Below are 23290 nucleotides of genomic sequence, written 5' to 3'. Positions count from 1 at the left end.
TCATGAAATATGACAGTCAGTATTATCTTTTGGAAGAGAGTGGTGATTCGACTAGTTACATGTTAAACCAAATTGAAGGTTCAGATGATGGGTTAGAGAGGTTAATGTCTCTTTTCCCTATTCATCGAAAAGTGCTGGGGCCGGGCCGGGTAGGTATATCTGAAGGTAATCGTGCTAAGTTTAAACCGTGTGACTATCATGAAACCGCAGAGCAGTTGGTCTCTGAAAAATTCAGGCAAGTTCTGGCACCGTTTAACTTACCTGGCGTGGATTTTTATCAAACCAATATCGTCAATGGTGATAAAATTTGGTCAGAACACTATTACATGCATATCTGGAATCATCATCAAGCGATTCATAAGAAGCGGAGTGAAATATTAGGGACTTATGTTGATGACCGATTTACCCTATTGAAGTTGTCTTTAGATGAAAAAGTCCTTGATCAAGTCCCTTTAGAAAAAAGGCTTGTTTTCACCTTGGAAGAAAAACCTGTTTTTTTGTTTCATGAATCTGTCGTTGCAGCCCTCAGAGCCGCTGACCTCAGTGGTTTAGGCTTTCGCCGTGTCGATAGCTGGTCGATCGGATCTGCCTTTGAAGATGACGACGGTGATTTTTATGATGAGTTGTAATTGATATTAATAGTGTTATTAATGTCGGCCCCTTCACTGGGGGCTTTAATGATGGATACAGCAGAATGTAATGAGATTTGAGTCAGAGGTCTGGGGCTAGTCAGGTTCATCTGGAAGTTACATGTATGGTAATAATATGAAGTACGACAATGAATACTATATCTTGAGAGAAAACTCAGAGTCTGGTGCTTACATGCTAGGTCAGCGTATGGATTCAGATGAGGGGTTGGAACACCTAATGTCAATTCATTCAATTCGTCGCCGCGTGTTAGGACCAGGTAAAGTTAAAGTTTCACATGGTGATATGAGTAATTTTAAGCCTTTTGATTACCATGAAACTGCAGAGCAGCTGATATCTGAAAAATTCAGACAAGTTTTGTTGCCTTTTAATTTGCCTGGGGTTGATTTCTATCAAACAGATATCATTCATAATGATAATGTTTGGCCCGAACATTATTTTATGCATATATGGAATAATTATAATGCGATCCACAAAGGTCGCTCAAAGATAGATGGCACTTATAGAAATAGTGATTTCACATTAGAAGAGCTATCATTAGATGAAAACGTACTAGATAAAATACCACTTGAAAAACGTTTAGTTTTTACATTAGAAGAAAAACCTAAGTTTTTATTTCATGAAACTGTTGTAAATGCACTCCGTGAAGCCAATTTGACTGGAGTGAATTTTATTCGTGTTAATGAGTGGTCTATCGGATCAGCATTCGATGATGATGAACTTTATAATAGTTTGTAATTGATATAAATAATGTTATTGATATTGCCCCCTTCAGTGGGGCTTTAATGATAGATACGGCTGGATTTGATAAACATTGACTCAGAGGCCTGTGGCTGAGTCTGTTCATTGGGAAATTCCTTGCATGAAAATAATATGAAATATGACAGTCAGTACTATATATTGAGAGAAAATCATGAGTCAGGTGCATATATGCTTGAACAAGCTGATGGTTCTGATGAAGGATTAGAGCATCTAATGTCACTTAGGTCCATTAGTAAAAGGGTGTTAGGTCCAGGCATTGTAGTAGTGTTGGATGGCGATTCTAGCAGGTTTAGCCCATGCGATTATCATGAGACTGCAGAACAGTTGATCTCGGGTAAATTTAGACAGGTATTGTTGAAATTTAACTTACCTGGCGTTGATTTTTATCAAACAAATATCATCAATGGTAATAAGGTTTGGTCAGATTATTATTATCTTCATATTTGGAATAGTTATAAATGTATAAACTTATTACGTTCTGAAATTGATGGAAATTATAAAACATATAGTTTTACCTTAGAAAGTCTGTCCTTGGATGATAAGGTATTAGAAGAAATACCAGTAGCAGAGCGTCTTGTCTTTAGGTTAGAAGAAAAACCTAAATTTTTATTCCATGAAACTGTTGTGCAGGCTCTTCGTGAGGCTAATCTTACAGGTTTGAGTTTTCAGCGGGTAGATGAATGGTCAATTGGTTCGGCCTTTGAATAACAGACTATTACTACAATGGCTGCCTGAAATGCTTCTGGTTGCCATATGTTTTTTCAATGTTCTGGATCATCAACAGTTTGAGAGATAGTCGATTTGAAGACAAATCGTATAATGGCAAGAAAATGAAATATGATAGTCAATACTACATGTTAAACGAAAGTGGTCGTGCAACGAGTTATATGTTAGATCAAGTTGAAGGTTCAGATGATGGGTTAGAGAGATTAATGTCTCTTTTTCCTATTCACCGAAAAGTGCTGGGGCCGGGTCGGGTAGGTATATCTGAAGGTAATCGCGCCAAATTTCAGCCGTGTGACTATCATGAAACCGCAGAGCAGTTGGTCTCTGAAAAGTTCAGGAAAGTTCTGGTACCGTTTAACTTGCCAGGCGTGGATTTTTATCAAACCAATATCGTCAATGGCGATAAAATTTGGTCAGAACACTATTACATGCATATCTGGAATAATCATCAGGCGATACATAAGAAACGCAGTGAAATATCTGGAACCTATGTCGGTGATAGGTTTACTCTATTGAAACTGTCGTTAGATGAAGAGGTGCTGGATCAAGTGCCTTTAGAAAAAAGATTGGTTTTCCGGTTGAGAGAAGACCCAACATTTCTGTTTCATGAGTCTGTCGTTGCAGCCCTCAGAGCCGCTGACCTCAGTGGTTTAGGCTTTCGCCGTGTCGATAGCTGGTCGATCGGATCTGCCTTTGAAGACGACGACGACGATTTTTATGATGATTTGTAATTGATATTAATAGTGTGATTGATGTTGGCCACTTAAGTAGGGCTTTAATCAACTTTGATTCAGAGGCCTGTGGCTAGGTAAGTTCATCCGGAAATGACATGCAAGAAAATAATATGAAATACGACAGTCAGTACTATATTTTGAGAGAAAATCATGAGTCTGGCGCTTATATGCTTGGACATACTGAGGGTACTGATGAAGGGTTATTCCACCTGATGTCATTACGTTCAATTAGTCGTCGAGTTTTAGCGCCAGGAAAAGTGAAAGTGTATGATGGTGATACATCAAAGTTTTTCCCTTGTGATTACCATGAAACTGCAAAACAATTAATTTCAGAGCGATTTAAAAAATCTTTGTCACAATTTGATTTACCTGGTGTTGACTATTATGAGACTCATATCATTAATGATGGTAAAGTGTGGAAAGAGCATTACTTTATGCATATCTGGAATCATCACAAAGCAATCCATCATGGAAGATCAAAAATAGATGGTACTTATGTTGATGATGATTTCACGTTAGAGGTTCTGTCGTTGGATGAAAATGTACTAGATATAATACCTCTTGAACAACGATTAGTATTCACATTGGAAGAGAAGCCTAAATTCCTGTTCCATGAAACAGTTGTGCAGGCACTTCGTGAGGCGAATCTCACAGGTTTGAGTTTTCAGCGGGTAGATGAATGGTCAATTGGTTCGGCCTTTGAATAACAGACTACTCTCACAGTGACCACCCGAGTGCATGCGTAGGATAATTATTTTAATGACGCTAGGTTTATTGAATTGGAGGCTCAGTGAAGTTTTATCAGTTAAAAAGTGACTTTATAAGGGGTGAAGCTTCATTTGCTTTTGATAGCAAGTATAAGAATATTCTTGATAAAAGCGACTTGTCTATTAAATTGTATTTTGACAAGCCTTTAATTAAGGTTAGGGAAGTATATCGACAGCGAAATATGTCTGACGTACTTAAAGCGATTGACTTGATACCACATCAGCGTTTGGTTAATACTTTCATTGATAATTTCATTTCTGGTGTTCAATTTATTCCCGTTGTCGTAGATGTTGATGGAAAGCTACATCACAACTATTTTTATATGAATGTATTTCCTACATATTCACTATTAGACGTCGTTAAATCACAAGCGAGTAGCTATAGTGATTATTTTGAGACATATGGATTTATCATGGATATGGTATTTGATGCAAATAAAATAAATAAAGTTGATATTAAGCATGATGTATTCAGAGTGAAAGAGTTTAGTAGCTCAATTGTTATCAACGAAAAAGTCAAAAGAATTATTGGAGATAACAATATCACCGGTGTTGTTGCTTCCCCTGTGGAGATCGTCTAATGGAAAACTGGATCAAACAAAGCTTTCAACAACCAGGTCCATTAGCGGAAGTGGCAAAGACAAAACTTTATTCAAACGAGGCAAGAGTTATCCTTGATTTTACTCTTTTTCCTGGCGTGTACATCAGCGATGAATTAGAGATTACTGAGAATATCGAGACCCTGCCGGCTATGGTGCGTTTCGATGAAGAGGATTGGGAATACGAGTTTGTTCAGGCAAAACCTTTGCATAAGGTCGCGAGTGCCATTCAATCCGGAGAACAAGTTTGGTTGGCCTATGATGATGAAGCATTGTATTTTCATCCAGATTTGGCGTATAAGATTCAGCGTGCAGAACAACATATTAGGATTCACCGGAAGCTGTAATTATGAAATATGATAGTCAGTACTATATTTTGAGAGAAAATCATGAGTCAGGCGCATATATGTTAGATATGGCGGAGAATTCTGATGAAGGGTTAGATCATTTAATGTCTCTATGGTCTTTAAAAAATCATGTTCTTGGCCCTGGCGTTGTAGAAATTACAGAAGGTAATCTCGCCAAATTTCAGCCGTGTGACTATCATGAAACCGCAGAGCAGTTGGTCTCTGAAAAATTTAGGCAAGTTCTGGCACCGTTTAACTTACCTGGCGTGGATTTTTATCAAACCAATATCGTCAATGGTGATAAAATTTGGTCAGAACACTATTACATGCATATCTGGAATCATCATCAAGCGATTCATAAGAAACGAAGTGAAATATCTGGAACCTATGTCGGTGGCAGGTTTACTCTATTGAAACTGTCGTTAGATGAAGAGGTACTGGATCAAGTACCTTTAGAAAAAAGGCTTGTTTTTACCTTGGAAGAAAAACCTGTTTTTTTGTTTCATGAATCTGTCGTTGCAGCCCTCAGTGCCGCTGACCTCAGTGGTTTAGGCTTTCGCCGTGTCGATAGCTGGTCTATCGGATCTGCCTTTGAAGACGATGACGATGATATTTATGACGATTTGTAATAGAGAAAACAATATCCGTTTTCAGCAATGATGTTTAAGGATGGACATTTACTCTTTTAACCCTAATTACTGATATAACGCCTGAATCTCTTCTTCTGTGGGTAACTGACCATGATCGATGCGTCTGAGAACCTTGCATGGGTTACCGGCAGCGATCACATTTGAAGGGATGTCTTTTACCACGATACTGCCTGCGCCAATCACTGTGTTATCGCCAATCGAAACCCCTCCGAGCACAATGGATCCAGCACCAATCCACACATGATTGCCAATCGTGATGGGATCGCCACAGGCATAGGGTTGTACCCGTTCTGATAACAGCACCGGATGGCCAGCCGCACAAAGCTGAACGTTTGGGCCTATCAGCACATGGTCGCCAATCGTGACGGGTGCAATATCCAGCACAATCAGACCGTAATTGATAAAGCCGTCTTTGCCAATAGAGAGGTTGCTGCCCATGTCGCAGCGAAAGGGCGGTTCGATATGTGTGCCCTGGCATTGTTTGAGGATCTTGTTCAGGATGTCTTGCCGTTTTTGCTGCTCACTGGGGCGCGAGTGATTAAAGTCGTACAGCAATTCTCTGCAGGCGATTTGATGATCAATTAACGCCTGATTGATGAGCAGTTTGGTATTGAAATCGTTGAGCTTATCCGGCATTGACTCGTCTCTTTCACTGGCAGGTTGTAACACTATAACTGAGGACAGCCAAAATGTGTCTGTCCGGGATAAGTTGAAATCGTCGAATTGAGGAAATGTGCATTGCCGCACATTAACCTTAATATCATGCGATGTTATGCATCATGATTGTTATAGTGAGTTCTTCTGAGTAGCGAGAATCTGATGTGTTATCTATCTTATTGTATTTTGTTGCTTTAACGCTTGCTTTTGATGGTGCCGCTTCATCGAATCAGTTGCAGTTGCCTGAATGCGAAATGACGGACGTGGTAGATACCCCGATTACCTTTTTTGTGTCGAAAGAAGCAATGGAGGATTATTCACCGTTTGTCAGGAGCGGTATTATCGACAGTTGGATACAAACATCTAACCAGATTCTGAAAAACTCCTGCGTGCCTATGCGCCGTACATTTCATCAGATTGTGGTTGCTGATGAACTGAATCTTGCAGAGTTTGATGAGATTACACTTGTCCATGATTTGCTTGAGTATCATCACTTTGATCTGATTGAGACGTTCGCGTCCAGACCCAATCATTTTTACGGCGTGTTGTTCAGCACTAAGCGATCTACAAACACATTACCGGAACAGTGCGGTATGACATATGTGGATGTTTATCCTCAGTTCTTTATTGCTGATTTAGCCTGTAGCAGTGACATACTTGAGCATGAGCTAGGACACCTGGCCGGTGCCGAGCATGATATAGATACTCTCTCAGGTCAGATAGATGTGCGAATAGATGAATTGAAAGAGACCACGGCATCACATCAGCAACACGCATTCCGGCCATATGCATTTGGCTATCGATGTGGCGGGAAAGGTACTGTGATGGCCTATGCAGATGAGTGGCTTCCTGTTTATTCAAGCCCGGATATTACCTACAAAGGAATAGCATGTGGCGGTGAAAAGTTTGCGAATAATGCAAAGCGTCTGAGAGAGTATGCCTTACAGTTGCAAGAGCGGATGGTGTCGGACTTGAATGCCAGTATGGCTGACGTCAAAGCAAACCCATCAGCGACAACACAGTAAATCTCATTGATCAGGGAGAAAGCAGCATGGCGACAATTCAACTGAGATGTGAATGCGGTAAGTTACAGGGAAAAGCAGAAGTGCCCACGCCATCGTCCGGCAACCGCGTGGTGTGCTATTGCAAAGATTGTCAGGCATTTGCCGAGCAGCTCTCGCCCGAACGGATACTCACTGCACATCGGGGCACGGCGATTTTTCAGCTCAGTCCGGCCAGCGTGCAATGGACAAATGGCAGTGAGCAGATTCGCTGTTTACGGTTGTCACCGGAAGGCTTATTTCGCTGGTATGCCGGATGCTGCAAAACGCCGATAGCAAACACCCTCAAGCCTGGTTTTCCTTTTGTAGGCTTGATCGAAAAAGTGATATCAGCGCAAGACAGAACGGAGGAGCGGCTTGGCCCGGTCCGGGCGCATGCCTACCCGCAACATGCCAATCCGCCATTACCTGAAGACATACTGCGCAATAATCGCGTCTGGCCCATGATGATTCGCGTATTGCTGAAAATTTTGGGCTGGAAACTGACTGGAAAAGGACGGCCGAATCCCTTTTTTGATCGTCATTCTCAACCCATGAGTCAGCCAGAGATTGTGAGTACAAAAAAGCTGAAGCATGATGAGACATTGTGACGCTGAGCTGGCGGAAATATCCCCAGTGTGAAAACACCTTCTAAACTCAATACTTAGGGCAGGAAGTAATGACTTTCTGCATGGGCGAATGACGAGTGTTGGGTTTCAGAGCAAATGTTATGGTTGATGCGCTAACGTTTCTGACGTTGTTCCTTGTGATTGCCACACTGTTGCCTTTATGGCGACACCCGCACTGGCTGGTGCGCGGCTGGGATTTTCCTCGTCTGCAACTGGCCGTGTTTGCGTTGTTTTTGCTGGTGGCTAATGCTTTTGCTCACGCCCATTGGCTGGTCACGTTGTCGTGTTTTGTGTGTCTGGGCTGGCAGTTGTGGTGGATTTTGCCTTATACACGGCTCTGGCGTCAGGAAGTGAAGACGGCGAACGGTGAGAACGGGCATAGGCGGTTGCGCATCATCACAGCCAATGTGCTGACCCCGAACCGTCAGGCAAATAAGCTCATCACATTGGTGCATCAGTATCAGGCCGATGTGCTGGTGACGCTGGAGTCGGACGACTGGTGGCAGTCGCAGTTGGATACGCTTGAAACCCAACTGCCTTATACCATGAAGTGTCCCCTGGATAATCTTTACGGCATGCATGTTTATGCCCGGTTTCCTTTGGAGGATACCAGCGTTGAGTTTTTGATCGAAGACGACGTGCCTTCCATGCATGCGTTGCTGGTGCTTCCCTGCGGCGAAAAAATCAGAATGCATTTTCTGCATCCGGCACCGCCCAGCCCGACAGAAAATCCGGCTTCAGCAGAACGGGATGCCGAACTGGTGCTGGTGGCACGCAGCGTATCTGGCAGTACACAGCCCATTATTGTGACAGGCGATCTGAACGATGTAGCCTGGTCGTCGACCACTCGGCTGTTTCGGAAGATCAGCGGATTACTGGATCCGCGCGTGGGGCGGGGCATGTTTAATACCTTTCACGCCGACTATCCGTTTCTGCGATGGCCTTTGGATCATATCTTCCACAGCCACCATTTCAGACTTAGCCAGATTCAGCGTCTGCCGTCTATTGGATCGGATCATTTCGCTCTGTTTACTGAACTGTATCTTGAGCCGTCTGCCGCCCAAAAGGAAAACGGCCTGCAAGCTGAAGCTGAAGACGATGAGTGGGCGGAAGAGATTATTCAGGAGCAGAATGTCAGCGATGAAAAAGTGCCGCGTCCAGGACAATGAAACAGGTAAATTCGGGCTGGTAACTGGCTGTTCAATCAGGGTAATCTGTCTTTCGTTACTCTAGCGTACCATTTTGATTTGCAAAGGATGCTGCAATGAAAATAGCCATACTGACTTTCGAAGGATTCAATGAACTGGATTCACTGGTTGCTTACTCAATACTGAATCGGGTCAAAAGCGAGAACTGGCAGGTGCAGATCACCAGTCCCACGCCGACAGTAACCTCAATGAACGGACTAACCATCTCCGCCCACCAACCTCTGGCGTACGCCAATCAGGCCGATGCCGTCATCATCGGCAGCGGGTCGCTGACCCGGCAGATCGTAGCCGACCAATCACTCATGAGCGCATTAACGCTGAAGCCGCAAAAACAGCTGATTGCCACTCAGTGTTCGGGTGTGCTGCTGTTGCCGGCATTAGGCATTTTGGATAACGCGCCTGTCTGTACCGACCTGACGACTCAGCCCTGGGCGATGGACGCCGGATTAATGGTGCTTGAGCAGCCTTTTCATGCATCCCAGTCGGTCGCAACAGCAGGAGGTTGTCTGGCATCTCAGTATCTTGCAACCTGGCTCATTGCGAAATTAGCGAATGTGGAGGCCGCCAAAAACGCGATCCACTATGTTGCGCCGGTCGGAGAGAAAGAAGCTACGGTAAAGCGTTGTTTGTCTGTCGTTGAACCTTATCTGGACTGAAAGATGCACATTTATAACGTATTTGGAAAACACAAGGATCTGGGCGGTAACCTGATGGCTGTCTCAGAAGTACCGGAAAATCCGATAGATTCCGGTATTCCTGTAATTGTAGTGATGTCGGACAGCGAGCAAGCCGACGTCCGGTTTCGCTTTTTTTATCCCGGTTCAAAAGAAGCGCCAATTTGTGGCCATGCACTATTGGGTGCGGCCAGCCATATTGCTCAGGCGTCGTTTCGTGTCGAAACCGGCACGGGTATCAGCGACGTACGAAAATCCGGAGATGTAGTCAGCGTCAGCATGACCTTGTCGACAGCTGTCTCTCCCGATTTTACCGGTCAAGCTGATCCTGGCTGGTTTGGCCTGGAGGCCAGCCAGATCCTCAAAGCCGGACTCTACAGTGCCGGTAAACCCAAATGGTGTATCGAGCTCAAAGACCTCGCTGCACTGAATGCCGTCCGTTTCGATCTGGATGCACTGGCTAACTGGAATCAGGGGAAAAATTTCAGTGGTTATGTGTTGTATGTCTCCACTGGCGACGGTTGGTATGCCAGAGCCTCTAACCCCTTGTATAACATACCGGAGGACCCGGCTTGCGCGGTATGTTGTGCGGCGCTGCCTTTATCTCTGGAAGAGCCGGCTTTCGTTCACATGGGGTATCCTGAGTATCACAATCAGATCCATTTGGCAGCAAAAGACGGGCAATTATGGGTTGGCGGCAAAGTCTATCAGTATCAACAATTCGGAGCCGTCTGAATGTCTGAGAAGCACGTTAAACACAAGGAGAGACGGATGACTGCGATTCCGACACTGCATTTTATGTGTGGCAAAATGGCGGCGGGAAAATCCACATTAGCGGCACAGATTGCCAAAACGCAACATGCCGTATTGCTGGTGGAAGATGAGTGGCTCAGCACCTTATACCCGGAAGAGGTTCGCAGTCTGGCGGATTACATTCAGTATTCCGAGCGGCTCAAGAAAACCTTACAGCCGCATGTTGAGGATTTACTCGGCAAAGGGATATCGGTTGTGCTGGATTTCCCGGCCAATACGGTAACGCAGCGCCAGTGGTTTGCGGCCCTGATATCAGCAACGGGTGTTGAACACTGTTTGCACTATGTCGACAAACCGGACGAGGTTTGCAAAGCGCAGTTGAAAATTCGCAGCCAAAATTTGCCTGCGGGCAGCCCGTTTACTACGGATGACGCGTTTGATGCCATTACCCGTTTTTTTGAGCCACCGAAAAACAGCGAAGGCTTTATTATTCAGCAGTATAAGCAGGATACACCCACATGAAACAGGCCATTGTGCATATTGCTTTGGTCGTTGATGATTACGACGAAGCAATCGATTTTTACGTCAATAAGCTTAAATTTGAGTTGATTGAAGATACCTGTCAACTAGAGCAGGATAAGCGCTGGGTGGTGGTGTCGCCTCCGGGTTCCAACGGTGTGACTTTGCTGCTGGCGAGGGCGTCAAAACCTGAACAGCGCGATTTTATCGGTAATCAGGCCGGAGGCCGGGTCTTTCTGTTTCTGAGCACAGACGATTTCTGGCGCGATTATGAGCGAATGGTCTCTGACGGCATCCGCTTTGTGCGTCCGCCTCAGGAGCAGGATTACGGCACAGTGGCCGTGTTTGAAGATTTATACGGCAACTTGTGGGATTTGCTGCAATTGCATCCAGACCATCCCATGGCGAGAAGAGGAAGAGCAGAATAATGCAAAGGGAAGTACATGATTGCGTGTCTTTTTTGCTGATACGCGGAGAAGAGGTCCTGCTTGAAAAGCGCAAGCTGACCAAAGTGGTTGACCCTGGGCTGATGGCCATTCCCGGTGGGCATGTTGAAGCAGGAGAAACCCTGGAACAGGCACTGCATCGTGAAGTTGTCGAAGAGCTGACCGTCACACCCATTGCCTATTTTCCACTGTGTACGCTGTACCATCCCACCACTGAGTTACAGCGGTTGCATTATTATGTGGTCACAGACTGGACGGGTGAGCTGTCGGCACAGGAAGCAGAAGCTGTGATCTGGACATCACTTCATGCACCGGACGCTGCCACCGTCGAAGCGGATAATATTGCACTGGCGGAATATCGGCGCGTGATTTTACCGCTGTTGAAAGCGCAGTGCTAAAAGTGCAGCGCTGACAGAGCGACAGTAAAACGATTCAGCAGATTGCGTCAGGAAGGGGAAGCGCATGACAATCAGACGGATGACGGCAGACGATGCCGGAGAGGTTGCAGCGTTAGTGAAAACCAGCTTTATGGCGAGTGCGGCAAAGCAACTTGCACCGGCGGGTATTGATACTTTCTTTAAAGTCGCCTCAAAAGAAGCGCTATTGCTTCGCCTGCAGGAAGACAACCTGATGCTGGTGTATGAGCAGCAGGGCAAGATTCTTGGCATGGCGGAACTCAAACAAAGGGCACACCTGGCAATGTTATTTGTGTTACCGGACTGGCAGGGAAAAGGCATTGCTACTTTACTGCTGGAGGCTCTGCTGCCAAAGGTGCGTCATGCTGAGCTCACCGTGCGTGCTTCTCTGAATTCCGTCTCTTTTTATCAGGCGCAGGGATTCCAGAAAACGGGTGCGGCGGCAGAGCTTGCCGGCCTGCGATACCAGCCCATGTCACTGACAATGGCCCCCACAGTTACAGCGCTGACAGATCCGTCCGCTTCAGCGCTTTAGCAAACGTCACTATGGGCGAATCGGAACGCTCATCTTTCCTAATCAGGGCCTGCCAGTTCAGGTAGAGCCCATGCTCTGTAACCCGGGCAGTCCTGAGCTCGCCGCTTTTCAGGTACGGCTTTATCACCCAGCTCGGCATGATGGTTATCCCCATACCCGCTCTGACAAATTCCACGACCGCTTCGGTCACACCAGCTCTGATGACTTTAGGCGGTAAGAGGTGGTTCGGGCTGAACAATTGTTCGTACTCGCGCCCGGGGCCGGGTGTGGTGTGGTAAGTAATGTACGTGTCGGCGGCGATTTCCTGCGGCGTCAGCCAGGTTTTGCCGACATTTGGATGGTCTTTGTGCATCACAGCGATCATTTCATCCCGAAACAGTTTCAGCACCCTGAAGCCAGTCTGAGTCACCGTGCCGGAGACAATGGAAATGTCTATCGTGCCGTTGCGTAAAGCCGTAAACGGGTCGAGAGAGACATCGGGAATAATCTCAACTGAATAGCTGGGAAAGTCCTGATTAAAACGCTTTATGAAAGGCGGTAGCCAATGGTAACCGCCATACGCTTCATTCCCTACCCGAATCACATGCTCTATCCCTACCGACAGTTTATCGATGTCGTTTTCAGCCCTTTCCAGCTCGCTGAGAACCACAGTGGCCGAGAGCAGCAGCCGTTTGCCGGCACTGGTCGGAATGAGCTTTTTATGCTGGCGATAAAACAGCTCAGTATTTAACAGTCGTTCTGCTTCACGAATGCGGTGGCTGAGCGCAGATTGCGTCAGACCAATCTGACTGGCCGCTTCTGACACACTGCCTGCCTTTGCCACAGCCATGATCATTTGCAAGTGTCTTGTACTGATTTTTGTAGCCATGATGTATGAAAAAAGTTAATGAGTTTTGAATATTTTATGAAATTTACAGTTAAAAAGGTGTCTCGTAAACTAATAAATGAATGGTCAATAGCCTCTGACAGGCAAGGAAATAGTGGATGAACAAAATGGATAAAAATCAGACTGCGCCCACGCTGAAAGTGGACCTGGACAATGAAAAAGTGCATTGGGATCAGGACATGAGCTACGGGCAGTATCTCGCTCTGGGGCCATTACTCTCCTGCCAGCATCCGGTGACCCAACAGCACGACGAAATGTTATTTGTGGTCATCCATCAGGTGTCTGAACTGTGGATGAAGCTTTGTCTGCATGAAGCATACGGCGCGGTGGAGAATATTCGCCAGGATCAGCTGCGTCCAGCCTTTAAAATGATGAGCCGGATGGCACGCATTCAGTCTCAGATGCTGAATGCCTGGGAGGTGCTGGCAACCATGACGCCGGCTGATTATGCCAGCTTCCGCGATGAACTGGGCCAGAGTTCGGGTTTCCAGTCTTATCAGTACCGCGAACTGGAATTTCTGCTGGGCAATAAAAATGAGGCCATGATTCAGGCGCACCGCGCCCACCCGAAATATTACGATCACCTGAAATCTGTTCTTCATGCACCCAGCATTTATGACATCACGCTGCAGTTGCTGAAAGCACGTGGATTTGATGTGCCTCAGTCTCACCTTGACCGGGACTTCTCCCAGCCTTATCAGGCCAGCGAAGCCATTGAACGTATCTGGGCGGAAATCTACAACAACAGCAATGAATACTGGGATCTTTATGAGCTGGCCGAAAAGCTGGTCGACATGGAATTCAATTTCCAGAAATGGCGTTTCAGCCACATGAAAACGGTTGAGCGCATTATTGGCTATCGTCGCGGTACTGGCGGTACGTCGGGGGTGAAATACCTCAATAAAGCGCTTGAGCTGCAATTCTTCCCTGAATTGTGGTCGGTGCGTACCTCAATTGAGGGGCCGAAGCATGGCTAAAATCTGGGATATTTCGCAAACACTGCGGCAGGGCTTGCCGGTCTGGCCGGGCGATACAGCATTTTCTTCACACTTCCACTGGGAAATGAGCGAGGAATGCCCGGTTAACGTCGGTCAGTTTTCCCTGTCTTGTCACTCAGGCACGCATGCCGATGCGCCTGCGCATTACGATGCACAGGGCAAAACCATGGAAGCGGTCAGCCTGGATTATTACATCGGGCCGTGTGTGGTGATTGATGCCACCCAGGCAGTCGGTTGGGTAAAACCGCAGGACATTATTGATCAGTTGCCGGATCAGGTAGAGCGGGTGATTTTCAAAACCTACCGGCAGTTTCCGCACAACGAATGGCGGTCTGACTTTACGGCGGTGGCTTCAGAGACAATCGACTTACTTGCAGAGCGTGGCGCTTGTCTGATTGGCATCGACAGCCCGTCCCTGGACCCGCAGACCTCGAAAACCATGAGTGCCCACAATGCGATTAAACGTCATGGCATGGCGATACTGGAAGGCCTGGTCTTGGATGATGTGCCTGCCGGACAGTATGAGCTGATAGCACCGCCGTTAAAACTGGATTCGCTGGACGCTTCCCCCGTACGGGCACTGTTGCGCAGTGTTGCCTAGCCATCAGAAAAGTCAGGAGTAATTAAGAATGCAAACACTGAACAGAGCGTATTTTGAAGAACTGGATCGCGTTGATCCCCTTGCTGACTATCGAGATCAGTTTGATTTGCCCGCCGGGCATATTTATCTCAATGGCAATTCCCTGGGTGTACTGCCTAAGGCGGCAAAAGAAAAAGCCCGGCAAGTGGTGGAAGAGCAGTGGGGGCAGGGATTGATCCGCAGCTGGAACACTCACGATTGGATCCGCATACCGCATCGGGTGGGAGATAAAATTGCCGGTCTGATTGGGGCTGACGAAGGTGAAGTGATCGTGGCGGACTCCACCTCTGTCAATCTGTTCAAGATGGCGGCGGCAGCGGTAAAACTGAATGCAGGTCGCCATAAGATACTGTCTGAACCAGGTAATTTCCCGACGGATCTTTATATCTTGCAAGGACTGGAGCTGTTTCTTGATGGCCAAGTGCGTCTGGTGACTGAACATCGCGATAGCATTCTGGATGCCATCGATGAAGACACAGCGGTTGTGGTGCTGACCCATGTGCACTACAAAAGTGGCGCCATGTTTGATATGGCGGCGATCACAGCCCGTGCTCATGAAAAAGGCGCACTGGTGATCTGGGATCTCAGCCACAGTACTGGTGCAGTGCCTGTCGAACTGAACCGGGTAGGCGCCGATTTTGCCATCGGTTGCGGTTACAAATATCTCAATGGCGGCCCCGGTGCACCGGGTTTCCTGTTTGTTGCCAAGCGCCATCAGGCGCAGTTGCAGCAACCGCTGAGCGGTTGGTTTGGTCACGCAAATCCCTTTGCAATGCGCGATGACTATGAAGCGGCACCGGGTATTGCACGTACCTTGTGCGGCACCACGCCCGTCGTCGGTGCCAGCCTGCTGGAAGTGGGGGTAGATATCATGGCCTCGGCCGATATGCATCAGATTCGTGAAAAATCCCTTCACATGGGTCAGTTGTTTATTGAACTTGTTGAACAGCGCTGCAGTCAGTACGGCTTCGGGGTGGCGTCATCAAAAGACCCGGCGGTACGGGGCAGTCAGGTCTCCCTGACGCATGAGCAGGGCTTTGCCATCATGCAGGCCTTGATTGCACGCAATATCATCGGCGATTTTCGTGCACCGGACATTCTTCGTTTCGGCTTCACACCGTTATACGTTCGTTATGTCGATCTGTGGGATTGCGTAGATGCGCTGGTCGACATCATGGCTAACGATCTTTGGGATCAGGCGGCGTTCAAAAAGCTGACCGCAGTAACCTGATACCAGGGGCAGCATTGGCTATGTGTATAGCCAGCTGTACCACCAAAAGCAGTTTCACCAAAACCAATAACATTAAAACCCGTACACAAGAAGCACTGAGCCTGTCTTGCCGGAGAGGGTAAACCGGCAGGGCAAGCTGCGTCGGTGTTCAAACCGGTGCAGGGTTCAGAATGATAATTATAAAAGTAAAAGGACGAACTGAGATGCAAAAAAACGCGACCGCATCAATCAATACCGCGGCTAATGCGGGTGGCATGCCCGCAACAGGCCGACTTAACTGGTCAACCCGTATGGCATTTATCCTGGCGGCTACCGGCTCGGCTGTCGGCTTGGGTAATATCTGGAAATTTCCCTACATCACAGGTGAAAACGGAGGCGGTGCTTTCGTACTCTTGTACCTGTTCTGTATTGCGTTAATTGGTATCCCTCTGCTGATTGCCGAAGTCATGATTGGTCGGCGCGGTAAACACAGTCCGCCAGACGCGATGAAGGCACTGGCAAAAGAAGCCGGCGTCAGTCGACACTGGAGTCTGGTCGGCTGGGTGGGGGTGATCACCGGCTTTTTGCTCCTCAGTTTTTACCTCGTCGTCGCTGGCTGGGCGGTGTCTTATATCTTTACCGCAGGTATCGGCGCATTTAACGGCGCTTCGGGCGATGACATCGGTGCCATGTTTGGCGGGCTTGTCGGCGATCCGGTTGCCACAACAGTCTGGGGCAGTGTTGTACTGCTGATCACATCGGCCATTGTTATTAAAGGCGTCAAGCAAGGGCTGGAGCGCGCTGTCACTACTATGATGCCGGGACTACTGGTGCTTTTGCTGGTCTTAGTGGGCTATGCCATGACAACCGGTCATTTTGCCGAAGGGGTAAATTTCATGTTTAACCCTGACTTCAGCAAACTGACCGGCACCAGTGTGCTGGTGGCCCTGGGCCATGCGTTCTTTTCACTCAGTCTGGCCGGTGGCGGCATGATGACTTACGGTTCGTACCTGGGTAAAGATGTCTCACTGGGAAAAACCGTACTGACCATAGGTGTGCTTGATACTCTGGTTGCCCTGATCGCCGGTCTGGCGATTTTTCCGATTGTGTTTGCCAACAACCTTGAACCGGGTGCGGGGCCGGGCCTGATTTTTGTGACTTTGCCTATTGCTTTTGGTCAGATGCCAATGGGGCAGGTGGTTGGTTTGCTGTTCTTCATTATGTTGTCGTTTGCAGCGCTGACATCGGCCATCTCGCTGATGGAACCTGCTGTTTCGTTTCTGACGGAAAAGAAAGGTTATTCGCGCCTGAAAGCGGGGTCGATGACAGCAGCCGGTATCTGGGTGCTGAGTCTTGGCTCTGTGTTCTCATTCAATATCTGGCAGGATCATACCCTGTACGGAAAAACTTTCTTCGACGTGCTGGATTATCTGACCAGTAGCTGGATCATGCCGCTGAGCGGTCTGGCGATGGCAGTATTTACCGGCTGGGTGATGAAGAAAACCTCAACGCAGGAAGAACTGCCCAATGGGATGACACATACGCTGTGGCGGTTCCTGATTCGCTACATTACGCCAGTCGGCATTCTGGCGGTCTTTCTGAATGCCATCGGTGTGATGGGATAAGATTTCCACGTCTGTAACGTGGAAAAAAGCCGGGTGCATGGTATGCCCCGGCTTTTTTATTGATGAGGCAGGATACGAATAAGCCACCGGAAACGGATTGATTCAGGCACAACAAAAAAACACTTGATGCAACACCAATCATTGATCAATACTTGACTGGTCAACTAAATATCGAGGTGTTTATGTCTATAATGACGATCAATGGTCAGCTGATGATTGAGCTGGCAGTCAGGTATTCAGGAATGTTGAAATCCATTGACAGAAAGCTGAGTGCACATGGCATCAGTATGTCGGAGTTTCTGGTCCTTCATCAGCTTTATGCAGCGGCAGAGCAATCTATGAGTCGGGTCGCACTCGCGGAGACTGTCGGGCTGACAGCATCTGGCGTGACGCGGCTTCTGAATCCGATGGAAAAAAATCATCTGGTCGAAAAAGAAAAGAATAGCCGGGATGCCCGGGTCAGCCTGGTGAAACTGACTCAAACCGGTGTGGAGATTTATCAGGATGCGCTGGTGAGTTTTAATCATGGTACTGAGGCGATGACAGACAGACTGACATCGGCACAACTCACACAACTGCTGACGCTCATTGGTAAGCTGAATTAACTCAGTCCGGAGCGGGTGTAGCAACCTTATACCTGACGGAAAGCCTCTGATTGCCTATAGTTGATGGGGAGCAGGCTGAACCGTTCAGGAGTCGGGATGAAAATCAGAAAATTCAGAGTTGGCTGGGTGGTGTTCAGTCTCAGTGCTGCTGCTGTGCTGGTTTATCATCAGGTCAAAGCAGCAGAGCCATCGTTTGATTGCACTGCAGTGACAGAGGGTAGTATTGAGGCGATGATTTGTCAGGACGATGAATTAGCCGCGTTAGATATCAAGTTGTCAGAGGTTTATAAGCAGGCCGCTGGCAAAGCCACCAATGAGCATCCACCAACCTTGAAAGCAGAGCAAAGAGGCTGGGTGAAAGGCCGGAATGAATGCTGGAAAGCTGATGATAAAAAGTCATGTGTTGTGTCTGAATATCGGCAGCGCATTGCTGAGCTGCAGGCCAGATACGGCTTGATTCAGGCCACAGCAACCGTCACTTATCTGTGCACGGATCAGCCGGGAAGTGAAGTGGTCGCGACTTATTTTCCTACTGATCCGCCAACGCTGATTGCCGAACGCGGTGACAGTGTATCGCTGATGTATCAGCAGGAAAGCGCCAGTGGTACAAAGTATGTCGGACGTAATGAAAGCCTGTGGGAGCATCAGGGTGAAGCAAGAGTCACCTGGGGCTACGGTGCACCAGAGCTACAGTGCAAGCTGCAACAATAGTCTGATATAGCATGAAGCCACAAGATAGGACTAACGCTTACAAAATGATGTAGACCATAAAAGCCCCAAACAGGGTGGCAAAGATGCCTGCTAAGCGTCCCTGTGTGTCATTAAGACCAACTGCCCAACTGATGAGCTTTTTAAAGTTTACCCTGCCCAGAATTAACAGAAAAATTGCTGCAATAATGGATACCCAGCCGATGGCGGCGACCACTAAGGGAAAGTCTGTACTGTCAGCATACTCAATTAATAAATATCCAATCAGCAATCGTACGGCAACCGCAACAAAATGCAGCCAAAGCTGTTTTTTGTGCCGGTCGATAAAGTCCAGAATAAGCCTGGGCTCAGCGGTAATAACCAATCCTGAAAACGCAACCGCTACGCCTATCAGGCCAATCAGTAATCTCATATCCGCTCTCCTGTCATCGGAGAAATGTCAGTTAGGGTCTGTGGCCTGGCCGGTCGACAGACAAGGGCTTACAACCTTGAAGGGTGGCTGTCCGGATCCCCCTCGATATGAGGTTTATCATCATGTGATACGCCATGCTCTTCCGGTCCTTCCTGATCCCAGGACCCCTCTTCAGTCCACGGGTCATCTTCCGGTAATTCTTCGATATAGATTTCCTTGTCTTCGTAATCGGGTTGATAGCGAAGGTCGAAGTGCGCTGCGCGAATAATGGAAATACACAGCAGTAAAGCGACAATAAGCAAAGGAACCCCCCCGATCACACTGGCGGTTTGCAGGGTATCTAACCCCCCGATGAACATCAGGGTGATGGGCATGACAGACAGTGCAAATGCCCAGAACAGGCGGTTCCAGCGCGCCGGCTCTTCATCGATTTCTTTCTGCACCACAGCAGCCAGAATGTAGGAAATAGAATCAAAGGTGGTGGCGGTGAAGATCACCGCCAGTATGGTAAAGGCGAGTACCACCAGTTTACTGAGTGCCAGGGTGTGTAGCATGGCGAAAATCGCGGCAGTGGCCCCCTGATTGTTCAGTATGGAAATAACATCCAATTGTCCGGAAAGTTGCAGGTAAATGCCGTAGTTACCCATGATCATGAAAAACAGAAAACAGCCCAGGGTGCCGAAAAAAATCGAGCCGACAACCATGGCTTTTATGGTGCGCCCCTTTGAAATTCGGGCGATAAACAGCCCTACACTGGGCGCGAAAACCAGCCACCAGGCCCAGTAGAATATGGTCCAGTCCTGAGGGAAATGGGTGTCCGGGAACTGCCGGAACTGGGCAAATGGCTCGGTCCATGTGGCCATTTCGAACAGGTTGTTGATCATCCTCCCCAGCGAGTCCAGTCCGGTGTTCAGCATGAAGAGAGTGGGCCCGGTTACAAAAATGAACAGCAAGATGCCGACGGCCAGCCACATGTTGATGTTAGAGAGTAACTGTATGCCTTTTTTCAGGCCGGCGTAGGCGCTGTAACCGAAAATGGCGGTACATACTATCAACACGGCTATGCGGGTATAGAGGTTATTTGGCACGCCAAAAAGCTCATGGACGCCCTGATTAATCAAGGGGGCGGCAAGGCCGAGCGTGGTGGCCCCGCCTCCGAGCATACCGAAGATGAAGAACACATCAATGAGCTTACCCAACCATCCGCGCGCCCTTTCTTCACCCAGCACCGGCATTAAGGCTTCACTGATCTTCAGGACACTGTGGTTACGGACGTAATAGAAATAGGCAATCGGTAGCGCAGGGATCAGATAAATAGACCAGGCCAGCGGTCCCCAATGGAAAATGCCGTAGGTGACTGCCCATTTGGCAGCTTCGTGCGTACCGCCGGGAATGTCGAAAGGCGGGGTCTGATAATAGTAAGCCCATTCAATCATTGACCAGTAAAGAATTGAAGCGCCAATACCAGAGCAAAATAGCATCGCAGCCCAGGAGAAGGTGGAAAACTCCGGGTTTTCTTCTGGGGTGCCCAGTTTGATCTGGCCGATATCACTGAAGGTGATGTACACCATAAACAGAAACGCACCAAGGCCGAGAATCAGGTAGAGCACGCCAAGCTGATCGGTCACAAAATCTTTGGCGCTCAGTACCCAGGCTGCACCGGCTTCGGGAAAGAAGACTAAAGGCAAGGTCACAGCAAATAGCAGGAACAGGGAACCGAAAAAGGTGGGTTTATCTATGATGTCATTAAATTTGGTGGACGACATCGTGGCCTCCGCACAAAAATGGGTGTGTGATTCGTCCGTGAACTGGGTTGTATATGAGTCGTATTGTTAATTCATAGAACGTCAAGTCCGGAAAACCAATGCCGATCCATAGTGCTGATTACGAGCTTATTATAGTCGAGCTGTCAAACTGCGTTGATTCAAAGGCGATTCTGGCGGGCTGTGATTGATTGGATTGGGGGAAAAGTCATGTTTGGTATCGTTTACCCATTTTGTCGGCGTTCCCGCTCATTTCTGCAATCTGCGCCATCGTCAGAGCCAGCAGGCGGCGCCCTCTCAGTTGTGCGGATGCCATATGCATCAAACATTAAGAGTACGCCGCGGCCATGACATCGTTAGCTGTCGGTTCGCTCAGCCTGCGAAGGAGTGCGGGGATGACGCGTACTGGCAGGCTCAATAACGATTGATACTAATATCAGAAACATAGCCGTGCTCTGCCTGTTGCAGTGCTTTCTTTAACATGGTGGCGGTTTCTTCCGCTGACATGAAACCGCTGAGATCCATCTCTTTGCCACTGTTGGCCCAGAATTCAGTAGCCATACCGCCAGGATATACCCCGACCAGTTTCATTGGCTTGCCTGTCAATTCCAGCCGGGTTGATTCAACCAATCCCTTTACGCCCCATTTGGCAGCGCAATAGGTTGATTCGCCGGCTTTCGCCACCTGAGCCGCTGTCGACATAACAATCGCGCAGGTCAGGGGAGTATTGCGGTAGCGTTTAACGGCTTCTCGCAGGAAATAGGTCGCAGACAGCAAGTTATTGCTGATCAACTGTGCAATGGCATCCGGGGCCTGTTTCTCCAGCGAGCCGAAATAGCCACTGCCGGTACAGAAAATCATGGTCTCAGGCGCTGATGGCAGTTTATCGAAAAGCGATGATACTGAGCTGGCATCTGAAAGATCGGCAGTAAGGGTACAGATATTGGCAGGCTGACACTGACGGGCAACGTTATGTAAGCGCTCGTCGTTTCGGCCTGTCAGTGTTAGTGAGTGGCCATCGGCGGCATAAGAGGCAGCCAGAGCTGCGCCCAGTCCACTGCTGGCTCCTGTGATCAGAATCATTGTTATCCTCTGCTTTTATCAGGGTTTATTCGGCAAAGTATAGCGACATTTTGGTTGGCGGGCTGAGTTGGCAGCATACAGAGGGTTATCAATATAGGGTGGATTTACCTGATAACACAGCGCATCGTAAGCCTCGGCCATGATGCGCACATCGTGGTGTTGTAAAATATAGCGGCGAGGGCTGATGCCTTGTTTCTTAAGCAGCGCGGTATGAATTTGGTAAATCAGCGTCCGTTCATCATCTGTATTGAGCGGAATTCCATTTAACGGACAAAGGACATCGCTGCAGGCCCCCATATCGGTTAATGCTGCGGGTATTCCACAGGCTTGTGCTTCAAGGGGAGAAGCAGGATAGTCCTCCTCTTCCGAGGTAATACAGAACAGATCCAGCGCCTGATAAAATTCCGGCATATTCTCAACGTGCCCCATGAAATGAACACGATGGCTTAGCGACAGTTTGATTGTCAGCATATGCAGAGCTTGCGCAAGACTGCCTTCACCTGCCAGCGTCAGATGCACATTCTCCGGTAAATGACTCAGGGCATGTATCAATAAGTGTTGCCGTTTTTCCGGGATCAGTCTGCCTGCTGTGCCTATGATTTTCGCTCCTGTGGGCAATCCCAGCCGCAGCCGGGCCATGCTCTGGTTGCCAGGCTGGAAGCGCTGGGTATCAACACCGTGTGGAATTGTGGTGATATCGCGGCGGTTAAGATACGTCTGTAACCTGTTATTCATTCTGCCTCCGTTTGTAACCAGGGCAGGGTGTATACAATTGAGGACCATTTTCAGTAAACGCGGGTGTTTGGGTTCCTCTTCTAGCCAGTTGTCGTGCTCGCTGTGTATTAAGGTTTTGACGCCAGCCAGTCTGGCTGCAATACCAGCCTGATACAAAGCCGTACTTTGATGGGTATGCACCACGCCTGCGTGGTATGTGCGAAACAGTTTTACCAGTGAGCGGACGACGCTTGCTGTTGTTTCAGATTCTGCATCAAGGAAAATCAGTTTATCGATGACATTTTTCAGGTATGGCCAGCTTTCAAGAGTTTCACTCATAGTCCCTTCAAGACAGATGATGAAACGCGTTTGCCGCAAGGCAGAGAATTGCTGAATATTGATCGCCGCAGTGCCCACCATTCCCGGCGTTAAGTGCTTTACAACCTGGATTACAGCATTCATAACGACCGCCTCGTAACACCTGCCTGTATAGACTTAAGCAAGAGTTATACCAGTAAAAATGCGCCTGGTTGCGC

Annotated in this window: 29 protein-coding genes; 23 read left to right on the top strand and 6 right to left on the bottom strand. The window is 48.0% G+C overall.

All coding sequences use genetic code 11. The annotated features are described in order from the left end of the window. Positions 1-2: 2 nt before the first annotated feature. The 8 genes from D6M16_RS05975 (at position 3) to D6M16_RS05940 (ending at position 5212) form a co-directional block, all read left to right on the top strand. Entirely contained in the window at positions 3-629 is a 627-nt protein-coding gene (locus D6M16_RS05975; protein ID WP_120511009.1) for a hypothetical protein, read from the top strand. A 121-nt stretch (positions 630-750) separates the two neighbouring features. After that, the gene (locus tag D6M16_RS05970) at positions 751-1386 is read left to right on the top strand and encodes an imm11 family protein (protein WP_240435532.1); all 636 of its coding nucleotides are present in this window, start codon (positions 751-753) and stop codon (positions 1384-1386) included. A 135-nt stretch (positions 1387-1521) separates the two neighbouring features. Beyond that, positions 1522-2118, top strand: coding sequence for an imm11 family protein (locus D6M16_RS05965; RefSeq protein ID WP_120511008.1), 597 nt, complete (start codon positions 1522-1524; stop codon positions 2116-2118). Between the two features lie 56 nt (positions 2119-2174). Next, positions 2175-2867 (top strand): hypothetical protein, encoded by a 693-nt coding sequence (locus D6M16_RS05960; protein WP_240435531.1) that lies wholly within the window; start codon positions 2175-2177, stop codon positions 2865-2867. Positions 2868-2965: 98 nt separating this feature from the next. Next, positions 2966-3577 carry an imm11 family protein gene (locus D6M16_RS05955; protein WP_240435530.1) on the top strand — a complete coding sequence of 204 codons (612 nt, stop codon included), beginning with the start codon at positions 2966-2968 and terminating at the stop codon, positions 3575-3577. Between the two features lie 83 nt (positions 3578-3660). Continuing rightward, entirely contained in the window at positions 3661-4218 is a 558-nt protein-coding gene (locus tag D6M16_RS05950; protein ID WP_120511007.1) for an imm11 family protein, read from the top strand. After that, positions 4218-4583 carry a hypothetical protein gene (locus D6M16_RS05945; protein ID WP_120511006.1) on the top strand — a complete coding sequence of 122 codons (366 nt, stop codon included), beginning with the start codon at positions 4218-4220 and terminating at the stop codon, positions 4581-4583. The genes D6M16_RS05950 and D6M16_RS05945 overlap by 1 nt, the downstream gene beginning before the upstream one ends. A 2-nt stretch (positions 4584-4585) precedes the next feature. After that, on the top strand, positions 4586-5212 hold the full coding sequence (locus D6M16_RS05940) for a hypothetical protein (protein ID WP_120511005.1): 627 nt from the start codon (positions 4586-4588) through the stop codon (positions 5210-5212). A 66-nt stretch (positions 5213-5278) separates the two neighbouring features. On the opposite strand, the gene D6M16_RS05935 is transcribed toward D6M16_RS05940, so the two are convergent. After that, on the bottom strand, positions 5279-5869 hold the full coding sequence (locus D6M16_RS05935; protein WP_120511004.1) for a sugar O-acetyltransferase: 591 nt from the start codon (positions 5867-5869) through the stop codon (positions 5279-5281). 185 nt (positions 5870-6054) lie between these two features. On the opposite strand from D6M16_RS05935, the gene D6M16_RS05930 reads away from it, so the two are divergent. From D6M16_RS05930 to D6M16_RS05890, 9 genes are all read left to right on the top strand, one after another. Beyond that, on the top strand, positions 6055-6915 hold the full coding sequence (locus D6M16_RS05930) for a hypothetical protein (RefSeq protein ID WP_120511003.1): 861 nt from the start codon (positions 6055-6057) through the stop codon (positions 6913-6915). A gap of 26 nt (positions 6916-6941) precedes the next feature. Beyond that, on the top strand, positions 6942-7541 hold the full coding sequence (locus D6M16_RS05925) for a DUF6151 family protein (protein ID WP_120511002.1): 600 nt from the start codon (positions 6942-6944) through the stop codon (positions 7539-7541). A 119-nt stretch (positions 7542-7660) separates the two neighbouring features. Continuing rightward, positions 7661-8728, top strand: a complete 1068-nt coding sequence (locus tag D6M16_RS05920; RefSeq protein WP_120511001.1) for an endonuclease/exonuclease/phosphatase family protein — start codon at positions 7661-7663, stop codon at positions 8726-8728. Positions 8729-8823: 95 nt separating this feature from the next. Next, the gene (locus tag D6M16_RS05915; protein WP_120511000.1) at positions 8824-9423 is read left to right on the top strand and encodes a DJ-1/PfpI family protein; all 600 of its coding nucleotides are present in this window, start codon (positions 8824-8826) and stop codon (positions 9421-9423) included. 3 nt (positions 9424-9426) lie between these two features. After that, the gene (locus D6M16_RS05910) at positions 9427-10176 is read left to right on the top strand and encodes a PhzF family phenazine biosynthesis protein (RefSeq protein WP_120510999.1); all 750 of its coding nucleotides are present in this window, start codon (positions 9427-9429) and stop codon (positions 10174-10176) included. Between the two features lie 36 nt (positions 10177-10212). Then, a complete protein-coding gene (locus D6M16_RS05905) occupies positions 10213-10716 on the top strand; it encodes a P-loop nucleotide/nucleoside kinase family protein (protein WP_120510998.1) in 504 nt (167 codons plus the stop codon). Next, positions 10713-11141, top strand: coding sequence for a VOC family protein (locus D6M16_RS05900; protein ID WP_120510997.1), 429 nt, complete (start codon positions 10713-10715; stop codon positions 11139-11141). The genes D6M16_RS05905 and D6M16_RS05900 overlap by 4 nt, the downstream gene beginning before the upstream one ends. Beyond that, complete coding sequence (locus tag D6M16_RS05895) at positions 11141-11557, top strand: NUDIX hydrolase (RefSeq protein WP_120510996.1); 417 nt, start codon at positions 11141-11143, stop codon at positions 11555-11557. The genes D6M16_RS05900 and D6M16_RS05895 overlap by 1 nt, the downstream gene beginning before the upstream one ends. Positions 11558-11621: 64 nt before the next feature. After that, positions 11622-12110 (top strand): GNAT family N-acetyltransferase, encoded by a 489-nt coding sequence (locus D6M16_RS05890; protein ID WP_120510995.1) that lies wholly within the window; start codon positions 11622-11624, stop codon positions 12108-12110. Here D6M16_RS05890 and D6M16_RS05885 read toward each other — a convergent pair. Further along, on the bottom strand, positions 12073-12945 hold the full coding sequence (locus D6M16_RS05885; protein ID WP_120510994.1) for a LysR family transcriptional regulator: 873 nt from the start codon (positions 12943-12945) through the stop codon (positions 12073-12075). The two genes, D6M16_RS05890 and D6M16_RS05885, sit on opposite strands and share 38 nt — an antisense overlap. A 149-nt stretch (positions 12946-13094) precedes the next feature. Between D6M16_RS05885 and kynA the strand changes: the two genes are divergently transcribed. The 6 genes from kynA to D6M16_RS05855 all read left to right on the top strand — a co-directional run bounded on the left by kynA (position 13095) and on the right by D6M16_RS05855 (position 18785). After that, positions 13095-13973, top strand: coding sequence for a tryptophan 2,3-dioxygenase (gene kynA / locus D6M16_RS05880; RefSeq protein ID WP_120510993.1), 879 nt, complete (start codon positions 13095-13097; stop codon positions 13971-13973). Next, the gene (gene kynB, locus D6M16_RS05875; protein ID WP_120510992.1) at positions 13966-14595 is read left to right on the top strand and encodes an arylformamidase; all 630 of its coding nucleotides are present in this window, start codon (positions 13966-13968) and stop codon (positions 14593-14595) included. The genes kynA and kynB overlap by 8 nt, the downstream gene beginning before the upstream one ends. A 28-nt stretch (positions 14596-14623) precedes the next feature. Next, positions 14624-15865 carry a kynureninase gene (gene kynU, locus D6M16_RS05870; RefSeq protein ID WP_120510991.1) on the top strand — a complete coding sequence of 414 codons (1242 nt, stop codon included), beginning with the start codon at positions 14624-14626 and terminating at the stop codon, positions 15863-15865. A 203-nt stretch (positions 15866-16068) separates the two neighbouring features. Then, complete coding sequence (locus tag D6M16_RS05865) at positions 16069-17469, top strand: sodium-dependent transporter (protein ID WP_120510990.1); 1401 nt, start codon at positions 16069-16071, stop codon at positions 17467-17469. A 182-nt stretch (positions 17470-17651) separates the two neighbouring features. Then, entirely contained in the window at positions 17652-18074 is a 423-nt protein-coding gene (locus tag D6M16_RS05860) for a MarR family winged helix-turn-helix transcriptional regulator (RefSeq protein ID WP_120510989.1), read from the top strand. Positions 18075-18170: 96 nt separating this feature from the next. Next, on the top strand, positions 18171-18785 hold the full coding sequence (locus tag D6M16_RS05855) for an MliC family protein (protein WP_120510988.1): 615 nt from the start codon (positions 18171-18173) through the stop codon (positions 18783-18785). A 37-nt stretch (positions 18786-18822) separates the two neighbouring features. On the opposite strand, the gene D6M16_RS05850 is transcribed toward D6M16_RS05855, so the two are convergent. The 4 genes from D6M16_RS05850 to D6M16_RS05835 all read right to left on the bottom strand — a co-directional run bounded on the left by D6M16_RS05850 (position 18823) and on the right by D6M16_RS05835 (position 23216). Beyond that, positions 18823-19194 carry a hypothetical protein gene (locus D6M16_RS05850; RefSeq protein ID WP_120510987.1) on the bottom strand — a complete coding sequence of 124 codons (372 nt, stop codon included), beginning with the start codon at positions 19192-19194 and terminating at the stop codon, positions 18823-18825. A 68-nt stretch (positions 19195-19262) separates the two neighbouring features. Continuing rightward, positions 19263-20960 carry a BCCT family transporter gene (locus tag D6M16_RS05845; RefSeq protein ID WP_120510986.1) on the bottom strand — a complete coding sequence of 566 codons (1698 nt, stop codon included), beginning with the start codon at positions 20958-20960 and terminating at the stop codon, positions 19263-19265. 411 nt (positions 20961-21371) lie between these two features. Further along, a complete protein-coding gene (locus tag D6M16_RS05840) occupies positions 21372-22040 on the bottom strand; it encodes an SDR family NAD(P)-dependent oxidoreductase (protein ID WP_120510985.1) in 669 nt (222 codons plus the stop codon). A gap of 18 nt (positions 22041-22058) precedes the next feature. Then, a complete protein-coding gene (locus tag D6M16_RS05835) occupies positions 22059-23216 on the bottom strand; it encodes a glycosyltransferase (protein ID WP_120510984.1) in 1158 nt (385 codons plus the stop codon). Between the last annotated feature and the right edge of the window lie 74 nt (positions 23217-23290).

Origin of the sequence: Photobacterium salinisoli (assembly GCF_003614885.1) — a bacterium.
Lineage (GTDB): Bacteria > Pseudomonadota > Gammaproteobacteria > Enterobacterales > Vibrionaceae > Photobacterium > Photobacterium salinisoli.
The sequence above is the reverse complement of the archived record's forward strand: the minus strand, read 5'-3'. Positions and strand labels throughout refer to the sequence as shown.

Bases quoted from the DNA above. Each gene is read 5' to 3' on its own strand.
- D6M16_RS05975 (WP_120511009.1), top strand. From the start codon at position 3: ATGAAATATGACAGTCAGTATTATCTTTTGGAAGAGAGTGGTGATTCG.
- D6M16_RS05970 (WP_240435532.1), top strand. From the start codon at position 751: ATGTATGGTAATAATATGAAGTACGACAATGAATACTATATCTTGAGA.
- D6M16_RS05965 (WP_120511008.1), top strand. From the start codon at position 1,522: ATGAAATATGACAGTCAGTACTATATATTGAGAGAAAATCATGAGTCA.
- D6M16_RS05960 (WP_240435531.1), top strand. From the start codon at position 2,175: ATGTTCTGGATCATCAACAGTTTGAGAGATAGTCGATTTGAAGACAAA.
- D6M16_RS05955 (WP_240435530.1), top strand. From the start codon at position 2,966: ATGCAAGAAAATAATATGAAATACGACAGTCAGTACTATATTTTGAGA.
- D6M16_RS05945 (WP_120511006.1), top strand. From the start codon at position 4,218: ATGGAAAACTGGATCAAACAAAGCTTTCAACAACCAGGTCCATTAGCG.
- D6M16_RS05940 (WP_120511005.1), top strand. From the start codon at position 4,586: ATGAAATATGATAGTCAGTACTATATTTTGAGAGAAAATCATGAGTCA.
- D6M16_RS05935 (WP_120511004.1), bottom strand. From the start codon at position 5,869: ATGCCGGATAAGCTCAACGATTTCAATACCAAACTGCTCATCAATCAG.
- D6M16_RS05925 (WP_120511002.1), top strand. From the start codon at position 6,942: ATGGCGACAATTCAACTGAGATGTGAATGCGGTAAGTTACAGGGAAAA.
- D6M16_RS05920 (WP_120511001.1), top strand. From the start codon at position 7,661: ATGGTTGATGCGCTAACGTTTCTGACGTTGTTCCTTGTGATTGCCACA.
- D6M16_RS05915 (WP_120511000.1), top strand. From the start codon at position 8,824: ATGAAAATAGCCATACTGACTTTCGAAGGATTCAATGAACTGGATTCA.
- D6M16_RS05910 (WP_120510999.1), top strand. From the start codon at position 9,427: ATGCACATTTATAACGTATTTGGAAAACACAAGGATCTGGGCGGTAAC.
- D6M16_RS05905 (WP_120510998.1), top strand. From the start codon at position 10,213: ATGACTGCGATTCCGACACTGCATTTTATGTGTGGCAAAATGGCGGCG.
- D6M16_RS05900 (WP_120510997.1), top strand. From the start codon at position 10,713: ATGAAACAGGCCATTGTGCATATTGCTTTGGTCGTTGATGATTACGAC.
- D6M16_RS05895 (WP_120510996.1), top strand. From the start codon at position 11,141: ATGCAAAGGGAAGTACATGATTGCGTGTCTTTTTTGCTGATACGCGGA.
- D6M16_RS05890 (WP_120510995.1), top strand. From the start codon at position 11,622: ATGACAATCAGACGGATGACGGCAGACGATGCCGGAGAGGTTGCAGCG.
- D6M16_RS05885 (WP_120510994.1), bottom strand. From the start codon at position 12,945: ATGATCATGGCTGTGGCAAAGGCAGGCAGTGTGTCAGAAGCGGCCAGT.
- kynA (WP_120510993.1), top strand. From the start codon at position 13,095: ATGAACAAAATGGATAAAAATCAGACTGCGCCCACGCTGAAAGTGGAC.
- kynB (WP_120510992.1), top strand. From the start codon at position 13,966: ATGGCTAAAATCTGGGATATTTCGCAAACACTGCGGCAGGGCTTGCCG.
- kynU (WP_120510991.1), top strand. From the start codon at position 14,624: ATGCAAACACTGAACAGAGCGTATTTTGAAGAACTGGATCGCGTTGAT.
- D6M16_RS05865 (WP_120510990.1), top strand. From the start codon at position 16,069: ATGCAAAAAAACGCGACCGCATCAATCAATACCGCGGCTAATGCGGGT.
- D6M16_RS05860 (WP_120510989.1), top strand. From the start codon at position 17,652: ATGTCTATAATGACGATCAATGGTCAGCTGATGATTGAGCTGGCAGTC.
- D6M16_RS05855 (WP_120510988.1), top strand. From the start codon at position 18,171: ATGAAAATCAGAAAATTCAGAGTTGGCTGGGTGGTGTTCAGTCTCAGT.
- D6M16_RS05850 (WP_120510987.1), bottom strand. From the start codon at position 19,194: ATGAGATTACTGATTGGCCTGATAGGCGTAGCGGTTGCGTTTTCAGGA.
- D6M16_RS05845 (WP_120510986.1), bottom strand. From the start codon at position 20,960: ATGTCGTCCACCAAATTTAATGACATCATAGATAAACCCACCTTTTTC.
- D6M16_RS05840 (WP_120510985.1), bottom strand. From the start codon at position 22,040: ATGATTCTGATCACAGGAGCCAGCAGTGGACTGGGCGCAGCTCTGGCT.
- D6M16_RS05835 (WP_120510984.1), bottom strand. From the start codon at position 23,216: ATGAATGCTGTAATCCAGGTTGTAAAGCACTTAACGCCGGGAATGGTG.